Origin of the sequence: Janthinobacterium sp. NKUCC06_STL (assembly GCF_019345455.1) — a bacterium.
Classification (GTDB): Bacteria; Pseudomonadota; Gammaproteobacteria; order Burkholderiales; family Burkholderiaceae_D; genus Janthinobacterium; species Janthinobacterium rivuli.
Genome location: NZ_JAHKQY010000063.1, coordinates 1 through 219 on the forward strand (window position 1 = coordinate 1; position 219 = coordinate 219).

General features: G+C 49.8%; 1 rRNA gene. It reads right to left on the reverse strand.

Going from position 1 to position 219, the window contains the following annotated elements:
• Positions 1 to 128: 128 nt before the first annotated feature.
• Positions 129 to 219 (reverse strand): 16S ribosomal RNA (locus tag KO539_RS30015); the annotation flags it as partial.

Sequence of the window (219 nt, forward strand, 5' to 3'; positions counted from 1 at the left end):
CGGTGCTCTAACCAGCTGAGCTACAGCCCCAACGCGGAACTACTACGACTACTGTTTCTTCTTAATTAAACAGCCGATAAGTGTGAACATTTGATGCGTGAACCATTACTGATTCGTGCAAACTCTAGAAAGGAGGTGATCCAGCCGCACCTTCCGATACGGCTACCTTGTTACGACTTCACCCCAGTCACGAATCCTACCGTGGTAAGCGCCCTCCTT